Annotated in this window: 17 protein-coding genes; 12 read left to right on the top strand and 5 right to left on the bottom strand. The window is 44.3% G+C overall.

What is annotated here, in order from left to right; translation table 11 throughout:
- Window positions 1-43 precede the first annotated feature (43 nt).
- Entirely contained in the window at window positions 44-223 is a 180-nt protein-coding gene (locus AACV12_RS05315; protein ID WP_010318284.1) for a DUF3545 family protein, read from the bottom strand.
- Window positions 224-933: 710 nt separating this feature from the next.
- Between AACV12_RS05315 and AACV12_RS05310 the strand changes: the two genes are divergently transcribed.
- The 9 genes from AACV12_RS05310 to deoD all read left to right on the top strand — a co-directional run bounded on the left by AACV12_RS05310 (window position 934) and on the right by deoD (window position 10,562).
- Entirely contained in the window at window positions 934-2,358 is a 1,425-nt protein-coding gene (locus tag AACV12_RS05310) for an alanine/glycine:cation symporter family protein (protein WP_013856119.1), read from the top strand.
- A gap of 109 nt (window positions 2,359-2,467) precedes the next feature.
- On the top strand, window positions 2,468-3,241 hold the full coding sequence (yaaA, locus tag AACV12_RS05305) for a peroxide stress protein YaaA (RefSeq protein ID WP_026027382.1): 774 nt from the start codon (window positions 2,468-2,470) through the stop codon (window positions 3,239-3,241).
- 16 nt (window positions 3,242-3,257) lie between these two features.
- Window positions 3,258-3,395 carry a DUF5363 family protein gene (locus tag AACV12_RS05300; RefSeq protein ID WP_013856121.1) on the top strand — a complete coding sequence of 46 codons (138 nt, stop codon included), beginning with the start codon at window positions 3,258-3,260 and terminating at the stop codon, window positions 3,393-3,395.
- The gene (locus AACV12_RS05295) at window positions 3,382-4,170 is read left to right on the top strand and encodes a TatD family hydrolase (protein ID WP_170900013.1); all 789 of its coding nucleotides are present in this window, start codon (window positions 3,382-3,384) and stop codon (window positions 4,168-4,170) included. The genes AACV12_RS05300 and AACV12_RS05295 overlap by 14 nt, the downstream gene beginning before the upstream one ends.
- A gap of 208 nt (window positions 4,171-4,378) precedes the next feature.
- Complete coding sequence (locus AACV12_RS05290) at window positions 4,379-5,638, top strand: NupC/NupG family nucleoside CNT transporter (RefSeq protein WP_013856123.1); 1,260 nt, start codon at window positions 4,379-4,381, stop codon at window positions 5,636-5,638.
- A gap of 646 nt (window positions 5,639-6,284) precedes the next feature.
- Entirely contained in the window at window positions 6,285-7,061 is a 777-nt protein-coding gene (gene deoC / locus AACV12_RS05285) for a deoxyribose-phosphate aldolase (protein ID WP_170900012.1), read from the top strand.
- Between the two features lie 95 nt (window positions 7,062-7,156).
- Complete coding sequence (gene deoA, locus AACV12_RS05280) at window positions 7,157-8,518, top strand: thymidine phosphorylase (RefSeq protein WP_017046546.1); 1,362 nt, start codon at window positions 7,157-7,159, stop codon at window positions 8,516-8,518.
- Between the two features lie 21 nt (window positions 8,519-8,539).
- Complete coding sequence (locus tag AACV12_RS05275) at window positions 8,540-9,763, top strand: phosphopentomutase (protein ID WP_047691612.1); 1,224 nt, start codon at window positions 8,540-8,542, stop codon at window positions 9,761-9,763.
- A 79-nt stretch (window positions 9,764-9,842) separates the two neighbouring features.
- A complete protein-coding gene (deoD, locus tag AACV12_RS05270; protein WP_088732819.1) occupies window positions 9,843-10,562 on the top strand; it encodes a purine-nucleoside phosphorylase in 720 nt (239 codons plus the stop codon).
- Between the two features lie 59 nt (window positions 10,563-10,621).
- Here the strand turns inward: deoD and AACV12_RS05265 are convergent, their stop codons facing one another.
- The gene (locus tag AACV12_RS05265) at window positions 10,622-11,239 is read right to left on the bottom strand and encodes a YtjB family periplasmic protein (protein WP_026027378.1); all 618 of its coding nucleotides are present in this window, start codon (window positions 11,237-11,239) and stop codon (window positions 10,622-10,624) included.
- A gap of 187 nt (window positions 11,240-11,426) precedes the next feature.
- Here AACV12_RS05265 and serB point away from each other — a divergent pair, with 187 nt between their 5' ends.
- Window positions 11,427-12,407 (top strand): phosphoserine phosphatase, encoded by a 981-nt coding sequence (gene serB, locus AACV12_RS05260; protein ID WP_170900011.1) that lies wholly within the window; start codon window positions 11,427-11,429, stop codon window positions 12,405-12,407.
- Window positions 12,408-12,493: 86 nt separating this feature from the next.
- On the opposite strand, the gene AACV12_RS05255 is transcribed toward serB, so the two are convergent.
- The gene (locus tag AACV12_RS05255; RefSeq protein WP_170900010.1) at window positions 12,494-14,839 is read right to left on the bottom strand and encodes a PilZ domain-containing protein; all 2,346 of its coding nucleotides are present in this window, start codon (window positions 14,837-14,839) and stop codon (window positions 12,494-12,496) included.
- 191 nt (window positions 14,840-15,030) lie between these two features.
- On the opposite strand from AACV12_RS05255, the gene radA reads away from it, so the two are divergent.
- Window positions 15,031-16,410, top strand: a complete 1,380-nt coding sequence (radA, locus tag AACV12_RS05250) for a DNA repair protein RadA (RefSeq protein WP_013856131.1) — start codon at window positions 15,031-15,033, stop codon at window positions 16,408-16,410.
- Between the two features lie 162 nt (window positions 16,411-16,572).
- The gene (fusA, locus tag AACV12_RS05245; RefSeq protein WP_017043055.1) at window positions 16,573-18,666 is read left to right on the top strand and encodes an elongation factor G; all 2,094 of its coding nucleotides are present in this window, start codon (window positions 16,573-16,575) and stop codon (window positions 18,664-18,666) included.
- Between the two features lie 168 nt (window positions 18,667-18,834).
- On the opposite strand, the gene AACV12_RS05240 is transcribed toward fusA, so the two are convergent.
- Window positions 18,835-19,047, bottom strand: coding sequence for a VF530 family protein (locus AACV12_RS05240; protein WP_013856133.1), 213 nt, complete (start codon window positions 19,045-19,047; stop codon window positions 18,835-18,837).
- A gap of 154 nt (window positions 19,048-19,201) precedes the next feature.
- Window positions 19,202-20,890 (bottom strand): AMP-binding protein, encoded by a 1,689-nt coding sequence (locus tag AACV12_RS05235; RefSeq protein ID WP_013856134.1) that lies wholly within the window; start codon window positions 20,888-20,890, stop codon window positions 19,202-19,204.
- Window positions 20,891-20,983: the final 93 nt, after the last annotated feature.

Here is a 20,983-nt window from a genome sequence, read left to right as displayed (position 1 = left end):
GATTCGGTTAAACAAAAAAGGCACTGTTGAAGTGCCTTTTTACTCAGAGTTTTATTTGATCAGCCTCGAAGCAGACATCCATTTCCATCAATTCTCTTTGTAACCGTTTTTGATCCTGAATCGCTTCAATTTCTCGCCACATTCTTTTTACTGGTTTAGTGCGACTAGAGCGGAGTTTTGTGATTTCCATTTCCAACATTTCGTCAAATTGCAAGCTTTCCATAAGCAACCTCTTGTTGTTGTTATTACGCCATGTCGTGCTCTCTAGATAGCACAGTTTTCGCTAGCCTAGCTATGATTTGTTTCTCATTTGTTTCCTTTTGATGAACCTTTTATTGGATTTTGACCAGAATTTCACAGTTTCAGTGGGATTCTTTAGTACAAAAAGGGAGCGGTTAAGCGACGCAAACGATTTTATTTGCATTTTGAAATGTTAAATAAATGTTGTTTTGAAAATTTACAATTGTCTAGTTGGTTGTTTTATGACCATTCAATAAAAAATTATCATAAATTTATGCAAGATTTAGTGGTGAAACTGATTAGCCCTTTATTCTCAAGGGGTGAGATTAAGTGAGTGCAACTGGGTTTTTATGGTTGTTTTTTATCTTTCAATGTTTCCAGTTTGGGTTGTTTTGGTTGCCAATCTGTTGCTGTGTTGGTTTGTTAAATGTTAATCAAAGGTGATTTTATAGTGAAAAATAACATTTTAACTAAACTTGTTGCATATTGATTTTTGTTCTTTCAGGTTGCATTATCCGCCCGTCAAAAATACGTTGCCCCTTCAAAAGTTGAGACTCCTCACTTTTTGGACGAATAAAATGCATTGCATAATATCGATAAAAACATGCTGGTTAGAACGTTGACTCGCCGCATGTGCATTTTTTCGTGAAGCTTTTCGCTTAGGTCAGCGCTATCACTCTATGAGAGGTTCTTGTGACAGACTTAATCAATTTAATGAATGATTTACTTTGGGGATCCATCCTTGTTTATCTTTTAGTCGGTGTTGGTGTGTACTTCACCGTTCGCCTAGGATTCATTCAATTTCGCCATTTCGGCCACATGTTTAGTGTGTTGAAAAACAGCCGCAAAGCAGATAAAGCCGGTATTTCTTCTTTCCAAGCACTTTGTACTAGCCTTGCTGCGCGTGTTGGTACGGGAAACATGGCTGGTGTAGCCGTTGCTTTAACGGCGGGTGGTCCAGGCGCGATTTTCTGGATGTGGTTGATTGCTATGCTTGGTATGGCGACTTCATTTGCTGAAAGCACGTTGGCTCAGCTATACAAAACCCGTGACAAAGATGGTAACTACCGCGGTGGCCCTGCGTACTATATGGAAAAAGGCCTTGGTATGCGTTGGATGGGTGTGCTGTTTTCCATCTTCCTGATTATTGCTTTTGGCCTAGTATTCAATGCCGTTCAAGCTAACTCAATTGCAGGGGCTATGAAAAATGCTTTTGGATTTGATCCGCTGTATGTCGGTATCTTCATCGTTGCAATTTCGGCTTTCGTCATTTTTGGTGGTATCCGTAAAATTGCGCGTACCGCTGAGTTGATTGTACCTTTCATGGCATTAGCTTACTTAGCGATTGCGATGTTTGTCATGGTCACTAATATAGAAAAGCTACCAGCCGTATTAAGCCTTATTTTCAAAAGTGCATTTGGCCTTCAAGAAGCGGCCGCAGGCGGTTTAGGTTACGCGATTGCTCAAGCCATGATTAACGGCATCAAACGCGGTCTGTTTTCCAATGAAGCGGGTATGGGTTCAGCACCTAATGCAGCGGCTTCTGCAACGCCTTATCCGCCGCATCCTGCTTCTCAAGGTTACGTGCAAATGTTGGGTGTTTTTATTGATACGATTGTGATCTGTTCAGCAACCGTCGCCATTATTTTGATGTCGGGTGAATACGTACCACACGGTGAAATTACCGGTATCGAGCTGACTCAGCGCGCATTAAGCTCACAAGTGGGCAGTTGGGGTGGGATTTTTGTTGCTTTTGCGATTTTCTTCTTCGCCTTTACTTCAATTATTGCCAACTACTCTTATGCCGAAACGAACCTGATTTTCTTAGAGCACAACAATAAGAAAGGGTTAACGTTGTTCCGTATTGTTTTCCTTGCCATGGTGATGTTTGGCTCATTGGCGACCTTGCCTACCGTATGGGCAATGGCGGATGTCTCGATGGGGTTAATGGCGATTGTTAACTTGGTGGCGATCATTCTGCTCTCTGGCATTGTGATTAAGCTCGCGAAAGATTATAACCGTCAGCTAGCCGCAGGTAAGGTTCCCACCTTCGATGCTAATGATTACCCTGAGTTAAAATCTCAGTTGGAAGATGGTATTTGGTACAACAACAAATAGCCTGTTATCGTTACTGACGATTAAATAGATTGAAAAAGCCATGCAGACACCGCATGGCTTTTTTTGTACTCTGTGAGTCATAAAATAAGAATAGAAAGGAAGGAAAATTATGCTCATTGTTGTTTCCCCAGCCAAGACGTTAGATTACGAATCCCCGTTGGTGACAAGCAAATATACTCAGCCGGAGCTTATTGACCATTCAGCTCAGTTGATCGATGTTTGCCGTCAATTGACTCCTGCCGACATCTCAGCGTTAATGAAAGTGAGCGATAAAATCGCTGGGCTCAACGTGGCTCGCTTTGCGCAGTGGAGCCCAACCTTCACGTTGGATAATGCACGTCCCGCCATTTTGGCGTTTAAAGGGGATGTTTATACAGGATTTGAAGCAGAAACATTATCGGATGCCGGATTTGAACATGCACAACAGCATTTAAGAATGCTCTCTGGCTTGTATGGTGTATTGAAACCACTGGATCTGATGCAACCATACCGTTTAGAGATGGGCACGAGATTGGGTAACCCGAGGGGGACTAACCTGTACCAGTTTTGGGGGGATATCATTACAGATAAACTCAATCAAGCTCTGAAAGAGCAAGGCGATGATGTGTTGATTAATCTCGCTTCCAACGAGTATTTTAAAGCGGTTAATCCGAAAAAGCTTAAGGGGAGCATCATTACTCCGGTATTTAAGGATTGTAAGAAAGGGCAATACAAAGTCATTAGCTTCTATGCTAAGAAGGCTCGTGGCATGATGGCGCGCTACATTATCGATAAACAAATCTCTTCTGTAGAGCAATTGGCTCAGTTTGACAGTGCTGGCTACTATTTTGTAGAACAGGAGTCATCAGCAACTGAGTTGGTCTTTAAACGCGAAGAGCAGTGATGTAAGAGAGGCGGTTATGTGGCAATGGTTGAAAAAGCAGGTTGCGCGTTATGATCGTTGGTGTGAGAACATGGGTTTAACACCAGATAAAAAACGTAGCTGTGTTCCTTATCGTCAAGATCCTGTTCAGAGTAAAGAACGTGAGCGAGAATAAGAAGCTGCGTTTATTTGATACGCATTGCCATCTCGATTTTTCTATCTTTGAGCGTGAGTTTGAACACCATTTACACTTAGCTCGCCAGCAGGGGGTTGAGAAAATAGTGATTCCCGCCGTTGGTCCAAGTAACTGGCAACGAGTGGCCGAGCTTGCTAACGGTTATCCTGAACTCTATTTTGCTCTCGGGTTCCATCCCTGTTTTTTATCAACCTCTTCCCCTGCGGATATCGACGAGCTTGAGCAAAAGCTACTTCAAAAACCAGCTCAATGCGTGGCTCTGGGGGAGTGTGGCTTAGATTTTGCGACTGATATTGCTCCTGCTTTGCAAGAAACAATGTTTGAAATGCAACTAGAGCTTGCGAAACGAACCAGACTTCCATTGATATTACACAGCCGCAAAGCGCACAACCGCTTAATACAACTGTTAAAAAAGCATCAATTTAACCAAGGTGGAGTGCTGCATGCTTTTTCTGGCAGCGTTCAACAGGCAAACCAGTTTATTGAACTGGGTTTTAAGATTGGCGTGGGTGGTGTTATTACCTATCCAAGAGCCAACAAAACCCGTCTTACTATTGCGGCACTCCCCATCGAAAGTTTAGTGCTAGAAACGGATGCTCCTGATATGCCACTCAATGGTTTTCAAGGGCAAGCGAATCACCCACAAAAACTGCCGATTATCCTGCAAACGCTTGCGTTGCTGAAGAACCAATCAGAGCAAACGGTTGCTGATGTTTTGTGGAAAAACAGCCATTCTCTGTTCTTTCCGGTGTGAATAAATTCGAAATGAAATGTAGGTTTAATGATTCTAGTGTCAGTAAACATTGAACGTGCTCACATAAATGAGTGAATGGGCAGTGAATCTTATAAGAAAGTGTGAGGCTGGCATTACTTTATCTTGGTGGTGATGAGTATAATCACCCCGCTTCATGAGCTCCATTTTATAACACGCCAACAATAACCTAATAAGGAAATCATAAACTATGAGCCTGTTTATGAGCCTAGTCGGTATGGCAGTTCTGCTAGGACTTGCAGTTCTACTGTCTGATAACCGCAAAGCTATCAATCTAAGAACAGTGGGTGGCGCTTTTGCTATCCAATTTATTATCGGTGGTTTCGTTCTTTACGTACCATGGGGTCGTGATCTCCTTGCAGGTTTCTCTGCGGGTGTTCAAAACGTCATCGACTTCGGTAAAGACGGTACTGGTTTTCTATTCGGCAGCCTAGTTAACTTTTCAGTTGACGGTATTGGCTTCATCTTTGCTTTCCAAGTTCTACCTACTCTAATCTTCTTCTCGGCACTTATCTCTGTGCTTTACTACATTGGCGTTATGCAATGGGTAATTAAGATTCTAGGTGGTGGTTTACAAAAAGCACTCGGTACCTCTCGTGCGGAATCGATGTCTGCTGCAGCCAACATTTTCGTAGGTCAAACAGAAGCGCCACTCGTGGTTCGTCCGTTTGTACCTAAAATGACTCAATCTGAGCTGTTTGCAGTAATGTGTGGTGGTTTGGCTTCAGTTGCGGGTGGTGTACTTGCTGGTTACGCATCGATGGGTGTGCCGCTAGAGTACCTTGTTGCGGCCTCTTTCATGGCAGCACCGGGTGGTCTACTGTTTGCAAAAATCATCAAACCAGAAACCGATACTCCAGATGAAGAACTGGGTAGCGATATGGATGGCAATGATAAACCTGCCAACGTAATCGATGCTGCTGCAGGTGGTGCTTCTGTTGGTCTGCAACTTGCGCTAAACGTAGGTGCAATGCTACTTGCCTTCGTTGGTCTAATCGCGTTAGTTAACGGTATGCTTGGTGGTGTGGGTGGTTGGTTCGGTATGCCTGAACTGACTCTAGAACTACTGCTTGGTTGGCTTTTCTCTCCATTAGCATTCCTAATTGGTGTGCCATGGGAAGAAGCAACGCTAGCGGGCTCTTTCATCGGTCAAAAACTGGTTGTAAACGAATTTGTTGCTTATCTAAACTTCGTACCTTACGTGGGTGAGAACGCACAGATTGTTGCTGCTACTGGTGCGGTGATGTCTGAGAAAACTCAAGCTATCATCTCATTTGCACTGTGTGGCTTCGCCAACCTTTCTTCTGTTGCGATTCTACTCGGTGGTTTAGGTGGTCTTGCTCCTAACCGTCGTCACGATATCGCGAAGATGGGTGTAAAAGCCGTTTGTGCTGGTACACTGTCTAACTTAATGGCAGCAACCATTGCTGGCTTCTTCCTTTCTTTCTAATTAAATAAGAGAAAGAGATATAGACGCCGTTTAACATCGCCCCGTAGCAAGAGATTGCTGCGGGGCTTTTTTGTTTTGGCGAAAGGAATACTTTGATTCACTCTTTAGTCGGGTGGTCAGTGTTTATCACCTCAAGCTCTCTTTTATAAGTTAGCTTTTAATGGATAGATCAGAGTTTATCGGTAAACGAGATTATCGTTGACGCTGATCTTTTTTGAGATACAAACCGTTTGCTCTATGAATGACGCTACAGTTTTGTAGTGAAAATCTATACTGTATCAGTGAGATTCATTTTCAATAGAAGAGTGAAGATATCAGCTAGCGCCAATCAATACATGGAGTATGATTTGACGCAAAGGCAGCCCGTTTTATCATGTCGTGTTGCTTTGATATAAATTAGATACGGGTATAAGTTACACACGGATATACGTTAGACACGGCGATGAGTGCAAATAAGCGGCATATCATGGTTGTGCCATAGGCCAAATTGGTACTGTGCGGTGACAGGGATAGCAATTGAAATGCAAGTGCATTTCGAGTCTTCAAGGAACCAAGTCCGTTCATTTGTGGCTAGCAAGCCATCTCGCTCTCAACACTGAGTGTGGTTTACTAGTGAACTATTTGAATATATTGATCGGAGATAGAAATGAGCGATTTAAAAGCAGCCGCACTACGTGCACTGAAATTGATGGATTTGACTACGCTAAACGATGATGACACGGATGCGAAAGTGATTGCCCTTTGTCATGATGCCAAAACGGCTGTAGGTAATACCGCTGCAATTTGTATTTACCCTCGCTTTATTCCTATTGCGAAGAAGACACTTCGCGAGCAAGGCACGCCAGAGATTCGTATCGCAACCGTTACCAACTTCCCACACGGTAATGATGATATTGAGATTGCCGTAGCGGAAACTAAAGCCGCTGTTGCGTACGGTGCTGATGAAGTCGACGTTGTGTTCCCTTACCGCGCATTAATCGCCGGTAATGAGCAAGTCGGTTTTGCTCTTGTTAAGCAATGTAAAGCCGCGTGTGGTGACATTCTGCTTAAAGTTATCATCGAAACTGGTGAGCTAAAAGAAGAAGCATTAATCAAAAAAGCGTCTCAAATCTGTATTGAAGCGGGCGCTGATTTCATCAAAACCTCAACGGGTAAAGTCCCTGTGAATGCAACACCAGAATACGCACGCATGATGCTAGAAGTGATTCGCGATATGGGCGTTGCCAAAACTGTAGGCTTTAAACCTGCGGGCGGTGTACGCACAGCGCAAGATGCTGCATTGTATCTCGCGATGGCTGATGAGCTACTTGGCGCAGATTGGGCCGACAGCATGCACTACCGTTTTGGGGCTTCAAGCCTGCTAACCAATCTTTTGAATACATTAGAAGTAACAGACCAAAAAGCCGATCCAGCTGCGTATTAATTATGCGCTGAAGTAGGACTGATAATAATAAGTCTGACTCGTGGAGCTGAGCCATCAGCTCCCGATTACCTCTTTACCTTACTGACCAAAGCATCATGCTTGGGAGGCAACTAATGTATTCAACTCAAACTTTTTTACCTCAAGAAATCATTCGCAAAAAGCGTGACGGCGAGATCCTCACCACCGAAGAAATTAACTTTTTTATTCAAGGTGTGGCGAATAATACCGTCTCCGAAGGCCAAATTGCGGCCTTTGCCATGACGATTTTCTTCAATGAAATGACTATGCCAGAGCGCATTGCACTGACGTGCGCTATGCGTGATTCTGGGATGGTGATCAACTGGGATGCGATGAACTTCGGTGGCCCTATCGTTGATAAACACTCAACTGGCGGCGTAGGCGATGTCACTTCGCTGATGCTTGGCCCCATGGTCGCAGCCTGCGGTGGTTTTGTTCCTATGATTTCAGGGCGTGGCCTTGGTCATACGGGCGGCACGCTGGATAAATTGGAGTCGATTCCCGGTTATAACATCACGCCAAGTAATGACGTATTTGGTCAAGTAACCAAAGAAGCGGGCGTTGCTATCATCGGCCAAACGGGTGATCTCGCGCCAGCGGATAAACGCGTATACGCCACACGTGACATTACCGCAACGGTCGACAATATTTCACTCATCACCGCCTCGATTCTTTCTAAAAAATTAGCCGCTGGGTTAGATTCCTTGGTGATGGATGTCAAAGTCGGTTCTGGCGCATTTATGCCGACTTACGAAGCTTCTGAAGAGTTGGCTAAATCTATCGTCGCAGTGGCTAACGGCGCAGGTACGAAAACCACGGCTATTTTGACGGATATGAACCAAGTGCTGGCCTCTTCGGCAGGTAATGCCCTTGAAGTGCGTGAAGCGGTACGCTTTTTAACTGGTGAATATCGCAACCCTCGCTTACTGGAAATTACCTTGGCCTCTTGCGTTGAGATGTTGTTGTTAGGCAATTTAGCAAAAGACAGCAATGATGCTCGTGCGAAACTGATGTCCGTTCTTAATAACGGAAAAGCGGCTGAATGCTTTGGCAAAATGGTCAAAGGGTTAGGCGGCCCCGCTGATTTTGTTGAAAATTACGATCACTATCTTGAAAAAACCGAGCTGGTTAAGCCCGTTTACGCTCTAGAAAGTGGCGTTGTATCGGCAATGGATACTCGCGCGATTGGCATGGCCGTGGTGGAGATGGGCGGTGGACGCCGCGTCGCAACTGACACTATTGATTACGCGGTTGGGTTTGACCAATTTATTCGCCTAGGTGAAGTTGCCGATAGCAGCAAGCCGTTGGCGGTGATCCATGCGCGTAATGAAGCGCAATGGCAACAAGCGGCCAAAGCATTACAAAGCGCCATTCAAATTGGCGGAGAATACACACCAACACCCGATGTCTACGGCCAAATTCGCGCAGAAGACGTATAAAAATATCGGTTGGAGAGAGCAATGAAAAGAGCATTTATTTTAGTATTAGATTCATTTGGTATCGGCGAAACCGCTGATGCACCACAATTTGGTGATGTTGGCGCTGACACTTTGGGCCACATCGCAGACCAATGTGCTAAAGGCGAAGCGAATAACGCGGATCGCCAGGGCCCATTGACGCTGCCAAACTTATCGAAACTGGGGCTTGCCATGGCGCATAAAGAGTCAACGGGGCGTTTTGCTCCGGGGCTTGATGCCAACGCTGATATTATCGGTGCGTACGGCCACGCAGCTGAGCTTTCATCAGGTAAAGATACTCCTTCGGGTCACTGGGAAATTGCTGGTGTTCCTGTGCTGTTTGAATGGGGTTATTTCAGCGATAAGCAAAATAGTTTCCCGAAAGAGCTGACAGATCGCATTATTGAACGCGCAGGTTTGGATGGTTTTCTTGGTAACTGCCATGCATCAGGCACTCAGGTTTTAGATGATTTGGGTGAAGAGCACATGAAAACGGGTAAACCGATTTTCTATACCTCAGCTGACTCAGTGTTCCAAATTGCTTGTCACGAAGAGACGTTCGGTCTTGATCGTTTGTTAGAACTTTGCCAGATCGCACGTGAAGAATTGGCGGATTACAACATTGGCCGCGTGATTGCGCGCCCGTTCATTGGCCCGAAAGCGGGAGAATTTGCTCGCACTGGCAACCGTCGTGATTTATCCGTTGAGCCGCCAGCGGCGACCGTGCTGCAAAAATTGGTTGATGAGAAGCAAGGTAACGTGGTTTCTATTGGTAAAATTGCTGATATTTACGCCTACTGCGGCATCACTCATAAAGTCAAAGCGACAGGCATCCCGGCTTTATTTGATGCAACACTAGAACAAATCAAACAAGCGAAAGATAACACTATCGTCTTCACTAACTTCGTTGATTTTGATTCCGCTTATGGTCATCGCCGTGATGTAGCGGGCTACGCTGCGGCACTGGAGTACTTTGACAAGCGTCTGCCACAAGTGCTTGAGTTAATGGAAGAGGACGATGTGCTTATTCTTACGGCGGATCATGGTTGCGATCCAACTTGGCCGGGCACGGATCATACGCGTGAGCACATTCCAGTGCTAGTTTATGGTCACAAAGTGGCACCCGGTTCGTTGGGCCGTCGCGAGACGTTTGCTGATATTGGCCAGTCACTGGCGCACTATTTCGGTACGTCTGCGATGGATTACGGCACCAATTTCTTACAGTAAGCGTAGCGATTCACTTTTTGAGGATGAATAGAGAGATCACTCTCTATTCTTTGGTCAATTTAGATAAAGGATACTTTTAATGGCAACTCCACATATTAATGCTGAAATGGGCGCATTTGCAGACGTCGTTTTAATGCCGGGTGACCCGCTTCGTGCCAAATACATCGCAGAAACTTTCCTGGATGATGTGGTACAAGTGTGTGATGTGCGTAACATGTTTGGTTATACAGGCACGTACAAAGGTCGCAAAATTTCGGTAATGGGCCACGGCATGGGGATTCCTTCATGCTCAATTTATGTTACGGAACTTATCAAAGATTTTGGCGTGAAAAAAGTGATCCGTGTTGGAAGTTGTGGTGCGGTCAGCAACGATATCAAAGTGCGTGATGTTGTGATTGGCATGGGTGCTTGTACTGATTCCAAAGTTAACCGTATCCGTTTTAAAGACCACGACTTTGCTGCGATTGCCGATTACAAAATGGTTAAAGCCGCAGAAGAAGCGGCTACGGCGCGTGGTATTAACGTGAAAGTGGGTAACTTGTTCTCCGCAGAGCTTTTCTACACGCCAGATCCAGAGATGTTCGATGTGATGGATAAATACGGCATTGTTGGTGTAGAAATGGAAGCGGCAGGAATCTACGGCGTAGCGGCGGAATATGGCGCAAAAGCACTGACGATTTGCACTGTCTCTGATCACATCAAAACTGGCGAACAAACGACGTCAGAAGAGCGTCAAAACACTTTCAATGAAATGATTGAAATTGCGTTAGATTCAGTATTGATTGGCGACGCTCAATAATCTTCTTTTATAAAAAAACCTCAGTGTCGCAACTGAGGTTTTTTTATTTACAAAGCCTGCTAGGTCATATCATCCACATTCTGTAGCAGCAGGTTCTCTCCACCACTCTTTGGCTTTCGGCGCAGCAGTAGCAGTGTGAGCAATACACCGCTGACAAAGCTGGTTAGCAGCATGAGATACATGTAGCGATCACTTTTACGATAGTGGTGATCTGAAATTGCGGTGACGCGGCCAGTTTCAAAAGTAATGCGGATAAAACCAATGATACTGCTTTCATGATAGACAGGCTCAACCAGTTGCTGACGGCCAATGCTGGCCGTGCGCAGTGGTGTATCCAATCCTAATACTTCGCGTACGCTTAACGCGTTATCGCTGGCGGCTAATTTGACCCCTTCGGAATCATAAATGGTGGCATCAAACACCAGTTTGTCTTGAGCTAACTGGTTGGTGAGGGCTAGCAGGCGCTCTTGATCTTGCTCTGATATCATGCTGCCCGCAGATAATGATGCCTGTGAAATCAAAACCTTAGTTAATGTTTCTAGTTGGTTGGCCTGAATTCGTTCGTTACCTTTACTGATCACAACGCTGTTTTTTACGGTAAAGAAGAACATGCCTGCTAATAAAATGACGGTAAGCACACGAATTGCGACGCGAAATGAAAATAAAGAGCCGTCCATAACCCACCTGATTGGATAAATAAAAACTTTACTCATATTGAGACTTGCGTTTTTAAATTGCAATAGGGTAACGTCAGGGGCATACACCCATTTATTGATACTCGAGCATTGAATCGAGTTGATCCCTTTTTGCTTGTGGTGCGTTTAAGCAGGCTGAAGGAAAAGGATTGATTAAGGAATGATAAACATGGATGCCCTCAAAACATTGCCGATCAAAAGGCACACAACGCTGCTCAACCGCTTGCCTGAAACTCGTTTCTCTTCACAATTTGATAAAGCAAAAGCAAGTTGGATTGTTTTTGCACCTTATCTCTCCACTCAACATTTTGATGATATTGACTTTTTTACCGGTTACTACAACGCTGTCCTCGATATGTGGAAAGTGGGGCATTATGAAGTGGCGTTGATGTCAGGTGAGCTGACAACAGAGCACGAGAAAATTTTACAAGGGCTCGAAATTGATTATGCCCGTTTGTGTGAAGTACCAGACCTTTCTAAACCGGGTTTGATTGTGATGGATATGGACTCCACGGCGATTCAAATTGAATGTATTGATGAGATAGCTAAGTTAGCGGGTGTCGGAGAGGAGGTGGCCGAAGTCACTGAGCGAGCGATGCAAGGTGAATTGGATTTTGAGCAAAGCTTGCGTCAGCGGGTTGGAAAGCTTGCTGGTGCCGATGAGTCGATTCTTGAAGCGGTTCGCTCTACATTACCCATGATGTCCGATTTACGTGAACTGGTGGCGACACTGCATGCATTGGAGTGGAAAACGGCGATTGCATCCGGTGGCTTTACCTATTTTTCAGATTATTTAAAAAGCGAACTGCAACTTGATCATGCGCAATCCAATACGTTGGAAATTGTTGATGGCAAGCTTACTGGTCAAGTGCTAGGTGATGTCGTTTCGGCACAAACTAAAGCCGATATTTTGGTTGAGTTAGCACAACGTTATGAGATTGAATTGCACAATACTGTCGCGGTTGGCGATGGGGCGAATGATTTAGTTATGATGGCTGCCGCGGGGTTAGGCGTTGCTTATCATGCTAAACCTAAAGTTGAAGAAAAAGCACAAGCGGCGGTCCGTTTTGCAGGCCTTGGTGGCGTGCTCTGTATTCTCTCTGCCTCATTGGTGAAGCAGCAAAAACTGAGTTGGAAAGTGAAGCCTTAAGTAAAGCTCAACAGCAAGAGATAAGAGAGTGTGCGATGCCCACTCTCTCTTTTACCCATACTCTCTTTTACAAAAGTCAGTCGCTTTTACAAGGTCAGCTCTAAGCGAATCAATACTTCTTCTGTAATATCGATCACCTCTCCATAACCAATGATCGAGGTGATCTCTTTTTCTAGCGTACGAGCGTGATGAAGACTAATTTGTGCCAACTCATTGAGATCACTGCGCAGCAGCGTAGTGATTGGGTCAAAGACGGGTGCACTGCAAATCCTCAAGATGTAAATTTCACCCATGTGCTGCGCTTTTTGAATGAAATCAATACGCTCTTTAGTGTTTTCAAAATCACTTAATAATTTCGATTGGATTGATTGAATACGCGTGCCAAATTTGATTGCCGCAATATAAACGTCGTGATATTGCGGTATCGCTCCTTCAATGCGCCGCATCGGTTTAGCCAGTAGAGTATTGGTGTGACCTTTGAATATTGGCTCTAACGTGATGCGATTTTCTTGGCCTAATTTAGCCAGTAACACAAGATGAGGCGGCAAGGGATAATTCACGCCAATCACTTTAGGGCGTAAATTTGCACCGTGTTTATCAACGAAAATCGGCGAACTTATCATCTTATCAAGCAAGATGTTGTGCAACCCTTCCAGCAAGTTATGACTTGGTAGTACTTCTTCTTTCTGTAACAACTTATCTTGATTGTTTTCAATAATGCTATTGAAAAAAGCGATTGTTTTGATGGTATGTATATTTTCTTCTATCACCAATTGTAAACGCCGACCTTCGGGCCCAATACGAATAACATTATAGGGAAGGCTATGCAGTGGCAGCTTTTTGTCGTAAAGCTGTAATTCGTGGTAATTGATGGTGACGTTATCGCCTGCTTTCACGGGCAATGGTGTATCCACAATAATGCTTAAACCACGTTTGGATAAATCAATCGTGTGGCCAGTTGCATTTACCCCAGATCCTGAAGTGATAGTCAGCGGTGTCTTGAATTGGTAACGAGGCTCTTTTCTACGCGAGCGAGCATCAAAATAAATGCCTGTAGGTTGGCCAATGATCTGCCTTGGATGACGAAATTTATTGAGTTCGCTATTGGGTAAATTGGGTTTGTCAGTCAATAGGTAATCTTTTGCCGAATCCTCATCGCCAATTTCTTGTAAAACGCCACAGTGCGTTAAGTGGCTTGAGCGATCTGACAATTCATGGGCATGAACCGCAAGTTCTTGACGCTCTTCATCCGAGAGTTCAAAGACAAATAAGCGAAACGCTTTCCAACTTTGTCGACGAGCGCCAACATGCCAAAACATTTTTCTTTGTTCACGGTTGGCCTCGGGCATCATCATTGAAAAAAAGAGCGTTTTTTCCTGATGTTCATGCTTAAAAGCATAAAGCACATTATTGCTACCCCGCATCCCCGGCTTGGTTAACTGTTCCATCCGCTCTTTATTGAATAACGAACCGAGTGCTTGTTGATTACGCTCGTCGTGCCAGTATTGCCAGATCGGTTGGTTATTTTCAGTCAGCAGCACCAACTTCAATTCACTGCCACTAAAAAACACTGGTAAGTTACAGGTGTGTTTTAAATAGGTGTGCTCGTAACCACGGGTTCGAGCTCGGATGAGTTTATCTTGGTTATCGTGGCGCGCTTTTTGAGTGTTATTTTGCAGCGATTCAGTAATCACTTTTTCGATGATGTTAGTGTCGGAAAGTTTTAGTGTACGCAGAAATTTCACGGCATCGTTATCGTAAGACTCATCAATACCTAAAATACGATATTCAATGGCGTGGTGCAGTCCAACCACTTCTGACGTTTTGTTGAGTTCGGAAAAATAGACTTGGATCACCTCACCAAGCTTGTAGTTAAAAGCGGCGGGAACTTTAAATTTTGCACCCGAAACGGATAGATCAACACTGAGGCCATTGACCAACTGTTTACTAGGTAGGTGAATTTCAACTTGTGAGGTGACTTTTAAGCGATTTTCTTGACGCTTGAGATCATAACCAAGCTTAATTGGCTCAGCCTCAAAAAACGTACTGCCACCACCGTCTTTTTGTGGGTTTTGGGCACCACGTTGTTGCATCACGCGGAAGTTGTTTGGCGTATTGTTTAATGCTTCCCATACACCTTCCGTATACGCACCAAATTTTTTGACCCCTTTGTGATAGGCGTTAAAGGCCACATCGTCGAACCAATGTTTGCGGCCATCTAATTCATATTCTCGGCATTCCCCTTGTACCCGACCTCGCAAGTCAATGCTTTTAACACAAGGAGCCATGATGCGATTGAGCTCCATTTTGACCAGTAATTTTGCCGACGGTGATTCATCTTCTGTCATTTGTGAAAGAAGGTATTCAAAATCAGGTAAACGGTAAGCTGGGATCAAACGCTCTGCGATTGATAGAATTTCAGATTGCTGCATACTTTTCTGTTAGAGTGTCCGTCTTAAAGATTAATCGGCATCGTTATCATAATCTTTAGTTATCTGTTGCGAAGGTTCAACCTTTATTTAAACGTAAATCAACCTATATCACTTCATGATTACTTAACAGTTTAATCTTTAAGCTTGAAAAGTATAGGTTACCAACAAGAAACAGGAATTGTTGAGGAAGCATGGCAAAAGCAAAACGCGCCTATGTATGTAATGATTGCGGCGCAGATTTTCCGCGTTGGCAAGGTCAATGTAGTGCTTGTGGTGCATGGAATACTATCACCGAAGTACGCTTGGCAGCATCGCCGCAGGTTGCACGTAATGAGCGACTAGGTGGTTACGCTGGGGCAGTAACGGAATCACAAGTCCAAGTGCTGTCGGATATTAATCTGCAGGAAGTCCCACGGTTTTCTAGCGGCTTTAAAGAGTTGGACCGTGTATTGGGTGGTGGTGTCGTACCCGGCGCGGCGATTTTAATCGGTGGTAACCCTGGCGCTGGGAAATCGACTTTATTACTGCAAACCATGTGTCAGCTCGCGGCGTCAATGCCTGCTTTGTATGTCACGGGTGAAGAATCGCTTCAGCAAGTCGCGATGCGAGCCTCTCGTCTTGGTTTACCTAAAGATAAGCTTAAAATGCTGTCGGAAACCAATGTAGATCGCATTTGCCAAATCGCTGAAAAAGAGCAGCCCCGCATCATGGTCATAGACTCAATTCAAGTGATGCATGTGGCCGACGTCCAATCCTCTCCCGGTACGGTGGCACAAGTGCGCGAGTCTGCGACAACGCTCACACGCTATGCTAAGCAAAACAACGTTGCCGTATTTTTAGTCGGACACGTTACTAAAGACGGTTCTTTGGCTGGTCCAAAAGTGCTAGAGCATATTATTGACTGCTCGGTATTGCTCGACGGAGGGACTGATAGTCGTTTTCGTACATTGCGCAGTCACAAGAACCGATTTGGTGCGGTCAATGAACTCGGCGTTTTTGCCATGACGGGACAGGGCTTGCGTGAAGTGAGTAATCCTTCTGCCATTTTCCTTTCGCGAGGCGAAGAAGATACTTCGGGCAGTTCGGTGATGGTCGTATGGGAAGGAACGCGTCCACTGCTAGTGGAGATCCAAGCACTGGTTGACTATTCACAATTAGCGAACCCAAGGCGAGTCGCCGTTGGGCTTGAGCAAAATCGCTTATCTTTATTGTTGGCAGTGCTTCACAAGCACGGTGGCTTACAAATGTCCGATCAAGATGTGTTTGTTAATGTGGTTGGTGGCGTTAAAGTGACGGAAACAAGCGCCGACTTAGCACTTCTCATGGCACTGCTTTCAAGCTTCAGAGATAAACCACTTGCTAAAGATGTTGTGGTGTTTGGCGAAGTCGGTTTGGCCGGAGAAATTCGCCCAGTACCTAGTGGTCAAGAGCGATTAAATGAAGCATTTAAACATGGTTTTAAGAAAGCAATTATTCCGATGGCGAATATGCCTAAAGGTGGAATACCTGGCATGCAATTGCACGGTGTGAAGAAATTATCTGAAGCAATTGAAGCATTTGATGAGTTATAAATCTTAATTAAACTCGCCTCTTTTACGGTTATGACCTATATTTCACCGACAGTTCGTAACCGTACTATATTTTTTTTCAAGCAAGCGTATGCAAGGGTATCAGTCTTGACAGATTGTGATATACTCTGCGCGCACTTTATACCTTATTAACAGAGTAAGACAATGGCAGATTTATCAAAATACAGAAACATTGGTATTTTCGCGCACGTTGATGCCGGTAAAACCACTACCACTGAGCGTATTCTTAAGCTTACTGGTAAAATCCACCGTACAGGTGAAGTACACGATGGCGCTTCTACCATGGATTTCATGGATCAAGAAGCTGAACGCGGTATCACAATTCAATCAGCAGCGACGACTTGTTTCTGGAAAGATCACCGTTTTAACGTTATCGATACTCCTGGGCACGTTGACTTCACAGTTGAAGTTTACCGTTCTCTGAAAGTTCTTGATGGCGGTGTTGGTGTATTCTGTGGTTCTGGCGGTGTTGAACCTCAGTCAGAAACTAACTGGCGTTACGCGAACGATTCAGAAGTAGCTCGTCTGATCTTCGTAAACAAACTAGACCGTATGGGTGCAGACTTCTTCCGCGTTGTAGGACAAGTGAAGAAAGTTCTTGGCGCAAACCCACTTGTTATGACTCTTCCAATTGGTCGTGAAGACGAATTCGTTGGCGTTGTTGACGTATTAAACCGTCAAGCTTACGTTTGGGATGATTCAGGTCAGCCAGAAAACTACGAAATCAAAGAAATTCCAGCAGACATGGTAGAGCAAGTTGAAGAATACCGTGAAATGCTAATCGAAACTGCAGTAGAGCAAGACGACGAGCTAATGATGGCTTATATGGAAGGCGAAGAGCCAACTATTGAGCAACTAAAAGCTTGTATCCGTAAGGGTACTCGTGAATTAGCGTTCTTCCCTACATTCTGTGGTTCAGCATTCAAAAACAAAGGCATGCAACTTCTACTAGATGCCGTTGTTGATTATCTTCCAGCTCCAGCTGAAGTTGTACCTCAAGATCTGACTGATCCTGAAACAGGTGAGCCTACTGGTAAAGTTGCAACAGTTTCTGTTGACGAACCATTCCGTGCACTTGCGTTCAAGATCATGGATGACCGTTTTGGTGCCCTAACGTTTATCCGTATTTATTCTGGTAAACTGAAGAAAGGTGACACCATTCTTAACAGTGCTACTGGTAAGACTGAGCGTATTGGCCGTATGGTTGAGATGCACGCGAACGATCGTAACGAACTTGATTCCGCTCAAGCGGGTGATATCATCGCTATCGTTGGTATGAAAAACGTGAAAACTGGTCACACTCTATGTGATCCTAAACACGAATGTACTCTTGAGCCAATGATTTTCCCAACGCCTGTAATCTCTATCGCTGTTGCTCCTAAAGACAAAGGCGGTTCTGAGAAGTTAGGTATTGCGCTAGGTAAAATGGTTTCAGAAGATCCATCATTCCAAGTTGAGTCTGATGAAGAAACTGGCGAAACCATCCTAAAAGGTATGGGTGAACTTCACCTAGATATCAAAGTTGATATCCTTAAGCGTACACACGGCATTGATCTTATCGTTGGTGCTCCTCAAGTTGCTTACCGTGAAACTATCACTAAAGCAATTGAAGACAGCTATACGCATAAGAAACAGTCTGGTGGTTCTGGTCAGTTCGGTAAGATCGACTACCGTATCAAACCAGGTGAGCCAAATTCAGGTTTCACGTTCAAATCAGTAGTTGTTGGTGGTAACGTACCTAAAGAATTCTGGCCTGCGGTAGAGAAAGGCTTTAAGTCTATGATGGACCAAGGTGTTCTTGCTGGGTTCCCTGTACTAGACGTTGAAGTTGAACTGTTCGACGGTGGCTTCCACGCAGTTGACTCGTCTGCAATCGCATTTGAAATCGCAGCGAAAGGTGCATTCCGTCAATCTATGCCTAAAGCTGGCGCTCAACTTCTAGAGCCAATTATGCACGTTGACGTGTTTACTCCAGAAGATCACGTTGGTGATGTTATCGGTGACCTTAACCGTCGTCGTGGCATGATTAAAGATCAAGAAGCTGGCGTAACAGGTGTACGTATTAAAGCGAACGTTCCTCTATCTGAAATGTTTGGTTATATCGGTCACCTACGTACAATGACATCTGGTCGTGGTCAGTTCTCTATGGAGTTCTCACACTACGCTGCATGTCCTGCAAACGTTGCAGAGCAAGTTATTGCTGACGTTAAAGCACGTAAAGAAGCAGATAAGAAGTAATTCTTAAAAGCTAAGCTGAACGTAAAAAGCCCCACCAGTGAAAGCTGGTGGGGCTTTTTTATGTAACAACGAAATAGAAAAGGGCATAAAAACCGATAAAAGCAGAACCGATAAAAGTGGAAACTGCCGGGTGAAGGTAGTTTATACCACTCAATTCATATCGTTTAGTTAGCCCTTAAGGTTGATATAGATTTCTTCAACCTTAATACGTGCCCATTCAGTTTTACGTAAAAATTTCAAGCTTGATTTAATACTAGGATCCTTTTTAAAGCAGTTAATATTGACCATGTAGCTGAGCTCTTCCCAGCCATAGTATTCAACGAGATCCGTGAGTAGTTTTTCTAAAGTGACCCCATGCAGCGGGTTATTATCTTGTGTCATGATCCAATTATTCAATAGCGTTATTTAAGCTAAGTATAGCAGGCACAGGAGTTAAATTAGGACAAAATATTAGGCAATATAGGAGGTTGTTAGTGTGAAAACTTGGTGTATTGGCAGGTTAGAGGCTAAGTCCAACCTGCTCAATTAGAATGGATTACTCTTCCCAAACAACCAGTTGTCCTTTTGGCCAATTGTGCCCCATTTCATGATATTTCTGTTCTAATACATGCCGCTTGATTTTTAAGGTAGGAGTGAGCACGCCATTTTCGATTGACCATGGCTCCTTTATCATTAGCACGCCTTTGATTTGCTCATGCGATTCCAATTCCTCATTCATCCGCTTAATGACTTTTTGAGTAGTACGCTCATAACGAACGCGATCAAAATGAGGGAAATTATGTGGAACAACCAGCAAAATAGGGGCGGGAAGCCCTAAGCCAATCAGACACATCATCTCGACTCGAGTGTATTCGAACAGTTTATTTTCGATAGGTACGGGAGCTACAAACTTGCCTTTGGCTGTTTTAAAGGTATCCTTTTTGCGCCCTTGAATGGTGAGATAACCTTCAGCATCAATAAAACCGATATCGCCAGTATGTAGCCATCCTTCTTTATCAAATGACTCTTGAGTTGCAATGTCATTTTTATAATAGCCAGAAAATAGTCCTTGGCCACGCACCATAATCTCATGATCATTATTAGCGATTTTAAGTTCGATTCCTGGGCCTGCTCGTCCAACCGACCCCAATTTGTCGGCTCTAAACGGGTAGTTCAGGGTGCTATAAGCAAAAGATTCTGTCATGCCCCAAGCTTCGGTAATGTTCAGCCCAATTTGGTGATACCACTCTAATAACGCCGGTGATACGGGAGCCGAGCCACAACCAAGCACACGTGCTTGATCAAGCCCTAAGCCATCAGCAAGTTTCTTCTTAATCAGCGTGCTTACAAAAGGGATCTTTAGCAGAAAATTGAGCTTTTTCTGCGGTAATTTGTCTTGAATGCGTTGCTGAAATAGAGTCCATAACCTTGGTACTGAGATAAAGAGTGTCGGGCGCTGCATTTTGACATCTTCAATAAAGGTGTCTAATGATTCAGGGAAAGCCGTTTGTACCCCACCCATGATGGAAGAGCCAAAAATATAAACACGTTCAGTAATATGAGCCAAAGGGAGGTAGGAAAATAAACGGTCGTTTTCTTGAATGCCAATGTGGTTTATAAGCTGCTGAGCTGACCAGCTAAATGCACCGTAGGTCAGCATAGCCCCTTTCGGCAAGCCCGACGTACCCGATGTATACACTAAAGACATCAACTTATTGTCATGATGTACAGGGCGTTCTGTGCTTGGCGGATAGTGCTCAATCAATTTTGTAAACAGGTGATCGCAAGTGGGAGCAGAATCATAGGGTAGCGCAATACTGATGATATCTGGCAAATGGCTCAATACTTGTTGGGTGGCTTGGCCGTTATCGAGTTTACCCACAATGACTATTTTTGTTTCGCTATGGGTGAGGCAGTATTCGATGGTATCGGCGCCAGCTGTTGGAAAAATGGGAACACTGACAAAGTCGCCGAGCATCATTGCGAGATCACACACAAACCATTCAGCGCAGTTTTTGGAAATGAGTGCAATTTTATCTTGGGGTTTTGCCCCTAGCGCTTGTAGCGCCGAGGCGAGCCTGAGTGCTTTGTCGGCCACTTCAGCATAGGTGTATTCAACAAATTTTCGGTTAATAATTTGTCTTAAATAAACTTGGTTGGGGCGTTCCGCTGCCCATTTCAAGATCATTTCATTCGGTGGTGGGAGAGCACAAGTTGCTTTGCTTAACTCGTTAGGCTGAATCATTCTCTAACTCCATGTTATTGGCAAAAATATTATTATTCTTATGTTAATGTTTTGTTAACTTTAGCATGGTGGAATGGTTAGGTAAAAGAAGAT

The sequence above is a fragment of the Vibrio sp. 2-2(8) genome (assembly GCF_963888495.1).
In the GTDB taxonomy this organism is placed as follows: Bacteria; Pseudomonadota; Gammaproteobacteria; order Enterobacterales; family Vibrionaceae; genus Vibrio; species Vibrio anguillarum.
The sequence above is the reverse complement of the archived record's forward strand: the minus strand, read 5'-3'. Positions and strand labels throughout refer to the sequence as shown.

What these genes read in the sequence shown, in the direction of transcription:
- fusA (WP_017043055.1), top strand. Translation starts at nt 16,573, where the DNA reads ATGGCAGATTTATCAAAATACAGAAACATTGGTATTTTCGCGCACGTT.
- AACV12_RS05265 (WP_026027378.1), bottom strand. Translation starts at nt 11,239, where the DNA reads ATGGACGGCTCTTTATTTTCATTTCGCGTCGCAATTCGTGTGCTTACC.
- AACV12_RS05235 (WP_013856134.1), bottom strand. Translation starts at nt 20,890, where the DNA reads ATGATTCAGCCTAACGAGTTAAGCAAAGCAACTTGTGCTCTCCCACCA.
- yaaA (WP_026027382.1), top strand. Translation starts at nt 2,468, where the DNA reads ATGCTCATTGTTGTTTCCCCAGCCAAGACGTTAGATTACGAATCCCCG.
- AACV12_RS05275 (WP_047691612.1), top strand. Translation starts at nt 8,540, where the DNA reads ATGAAAAGAGCATTTATTTTAGTATTAGATTCATTTGGTATCGGCGAA.
- deoA (WP_017046546.1), top strand. Translation starts at nt 7,157, where the DNA reads ATGCTTGGGAGGCAACTAATGTATTCAACTCAAACTTTTTTACCTCAA.
- AACV12_RS05315 (WP_010318284.1), bottom strand. Translation starts at nt 223, where the DNA reads ATGGAAAGCTTGCAATTTGACGAAATGTTGGAAATGGAAATCACAAAA.
- serB (WP_170900011.1), top strand. Translation starts at nt 11,427, where the DNA reads ATGGATGCCCTCAAAACATTGCCGATCAAAAGGCACACAACGCTGCTC.
- AACV12_RS05240 (WP_013856133.1), bottom strand. Translation starts at nt 19,047, where the DNA reads ATGACACAAGATAATAACCCGCTGCATGGGGTCACTTTAGAAAAACTA.
- radA (WP_013856131.1), top strand. Translation starts at nt 15,031, where the DNA reads ATGGCAAAAGCAAAACGCGCCTATGTATGTAATGATTGCGGCGCAGAT.
- deoD (WP_088732819.1), top strand. Translation starts at nt 9,843, where the DNA reads ATGGCAACTCCACATATTAATGCTGAAATGGGCGCATTTGCAGACGTC.
- AACV12_RS05255 (WP_170900010.1), bottom strand. Translation starts at nt 14,839, where the DNA reads ATGCAGCAATCTGAAATTCTATCAATCGCAGAGCGTTTGATCCCAGCT.
- AACV12_RS05300 (WP_013856121.1), top strand. Translation starts at nt 3,258, where the DNA reads ATGTGGCAATGGTTGAAAAAGCAGGTTGCGCGTTATGATCGTTGGTGT.
- AACV12_RS05290 (WP_013856123.1), top strand. Translation starts at nt 4,379, where the DNA reads ATGAGCCTGTTTATGAGCCTAGTCGGTATGGCAGTTCTGCTAGGACTT.
- deoC (WP_170900012.1), top strand. Translation starts at nt 6,285, where the DNA reads ATGAGCGATTTAAAAGCAGCCGCACTACGTGCACTGAAATTGATGGAT.